3 protein-coding genes are annotated in these 2,361 nt (G+C 72.9%); all 3 read left to right on the forward strand.

Annotated features, from left to right (window positions below; genetic code table 11):
- A partial coding sequence (locus tag VHA72_RS15965) for a zinc finger domain-containing protein (protein WP_325576988.1) occupies positions 1–229 on the forward strand: 229 nt, incomplete at its 5' end.
- A gap of 98 nt (positions 230–327) precedes the next feature.
- On the forward strand, positions 328–1,200 hold the full coding sequence (locus VHA72_RS15970; protein WP_325576990.1) for a sulfotransferase family 2 domain-containing protein: 873 nt from the start codon (positions 328–330) through the stop codon (positions 1,198–1,200).
- Between the two features lie 8 nt (positions 1,201–1,208).
- A partial coding sequence (locus VHA72_RS15975) for a glycosyltransferase family A protein (RefSeq protein WP_325576992.1) occupies positions 1,209–2,361 on the forward strand: 1,153 nt, incomplete at its 3' end.

Here is a 2,361-nt window from a genome sequence, read left to right on the forward strand (position 1 = left end):
CCACGTCCGTGCGGTGCTGGGCGACGCGCTCGCCCAAGGCGGCACCTCGTTCGACGCCCTCTACGTCAACGTCAACGGCGAGTCCGGCTACTTCGACCGCTCGCTACACGCCTACGGTCGCGAAGACGACCCCTGCGCCCGTTGCGGCACCGCCATCCGCCGGGTGGCGTTCATGAACCGCTCGTCGTACTTCTGCCCGGTCTGCCAGCCGGCGCCCCGGCGCACCTAGCCCCCGAATGACCCGACCCCGGTGTCGGCAATGGGTCAGATCCGGAGGCGGTCCGCCGATGGATCGCAGGGAGCAGACCGACACGAGGGGTGCAGCACATGGAGTCCGCCGTAACGACGCAGCTGGGTCTGGCCAGCAGTGATCTGTTCGCCGACTACGTCCTCACCGACGCACGGGTGATCTACTACTCGATCCCCAAGGTGGCCTGCACCAGCCTGCGCGTGCAGGCCGCCCAGCTCAACGGCGAGGCCGCCGACCTGGCGCGGCCCGGTCGCATCCACAACCGCGGCCAGTGGCAGCGCACGCCGAAGGTGAGTCAGATCCTCGGTACGCCGCTGGAGGCGGCCGCCACCGGCCCGGACTGGCTGCGCTTCGTCGTCGTCCGCGACCCGGTCAAGCGGCTGTGGTCGGCGTGGGAGAACAAGTTCCTGCTCAAGGAGCCGTGGTACCTCAAGCTCCACCCCGATCTCGAACCCACCCGCTTTCCCGGCGGCATCGGCGACGTGCTCGACCTGTTCGCCGATTTCGTCGGTCGGCTCGAGGACGGCCACCACGTCTTCGACGACGAGCACTTCCGCCCGCAGTCGCAACTCGCGCCCGCCAACGGCGATCCCTCACTCGCCCCGGTCGAGGTCTACACGATCGGACAGATCGGCGTCCTGCAGGACCGACTGCGTGCCCACGTCGAGGCCCGCGACCTCGAGCTGCCGCCCTTGGCCCGCTTCAACGAGGGCGTCATCCGGTTGACGCCGGCGGATCTGCCGGTCGAGCTGCGGGCGCGCATCGAGGCGCTCTACGCCGAGGACTACCTCGCCTTCCCGCAGCTGCGAGAGGAGGCCGGCGGCGACGAGGCCAGGGGCCTCTCCGCCGACCCGATCGCCGCGCTCGGCACCATCTGGGACCGAAGCGGCGCCCTGCTCGGCCTGCGCGGCAGGGTGGACGAGCTCCGCCGCCAGCTCGCGACGTGGTGAGCGGTCCGATGTTCACCGCTGCCCTCGTCGTACCGCTGCGCAACGAGGGCAGGCGGGCCGACGCCACCCTGACCGCGCTCGGCACCGCGGTGCGGGCCGCGGCGACGCGAGGCATCTCGACCGAGGTCGTGCTCGTCCTGGACCGTGCCGACGAGGCCACCCGCGAGGCGGCTCGCCGGGCCGCCTCGCGGCGAGGCTCCCTCGCCGCCGCCACCGTTCGCCTGCTCGAGCTGGACCTGGGCGACCCCGGGTCGGCGCGCAACCGGGCGATCGCCGCCACGTCCGCACCGGTCGTCGGCGTCGTCCCGGCGGACGTGATGGTCTGCGAGGGCTGGATCGTCGACGGGCTCGGCGTGCTGCGCGCTCAGCCGGGCACCACCGTGGTCCACCCCGCCGTGCTGGTGCGCTACCCGGTGCCGCGGACTGTCACCGTGCTGCGCTCGAGCACGGCCGTGGACGTCCCGGTCTACGCCCTGGCCGCGCGGGACTACTGGCCCGGCGCCAGCCTGGGCCACCGCGAGGCCTACGTCGACCAGCCCGCTGCCGAGACCGGCGGCGCGCTGGACGAGGAGACCGTCGGCTGGCACTGGAACTGCGAGACGCTGGCCGCCGGCGTGCCGCACCTGGTGGTGGCGGAGACGGCGCAGTTCGTCCGGCTCTCGACCGCCGGCCTGTCCGTCGCCGACGACCCGCGGGCATGCCTGCCGCCGACGGCGCTGCTGCGGTCGGCGAGCATCGCCGCCCAGGCCCCGGTCGACTGGCTGGTCGACCCGAGCTCGGAGCGGGACGTCCTCGCGACCGTCGCCGCCGACGCCCTGGCCGATCTCGACGTCCCCGCCGGGGACGTGGCGGGGGCGGTCGACCCGCTCTGGGCGATGCAGACCCTCGAGGCCGGAGTCGAGGAGCTCGACCTGCTCTCGCCGCGCCGCTTCAACGCCGCCCACTACCGCTCGCTCAATCCCGAGCTGGGTGGCTTGTCCTACCCAGCGCTGGTGCGGCACTACCTCAGCTACGGACACGAGGGCGGCCTGCGGGCGCGGTTCAGCGCCGAGGAGATGGAAGCGCTCGAGACCGTCCAGTTCGACGCCGTCGACTACCGGTCCCATCTGGGCGCGGTCAGCCCGGTGCCGGCGTACGTCGCGGTTGGCCACTTCCTGGCCA

This window comes from Nocardioides sp. (genome assembly GCF_035547795.1).
Taxonomy (GTDB): domain Bacteria; phylum Actinomycetota; class Actinomycetes; order Propionibacteriales; family Nocardioidaceae; genus Nocardioides.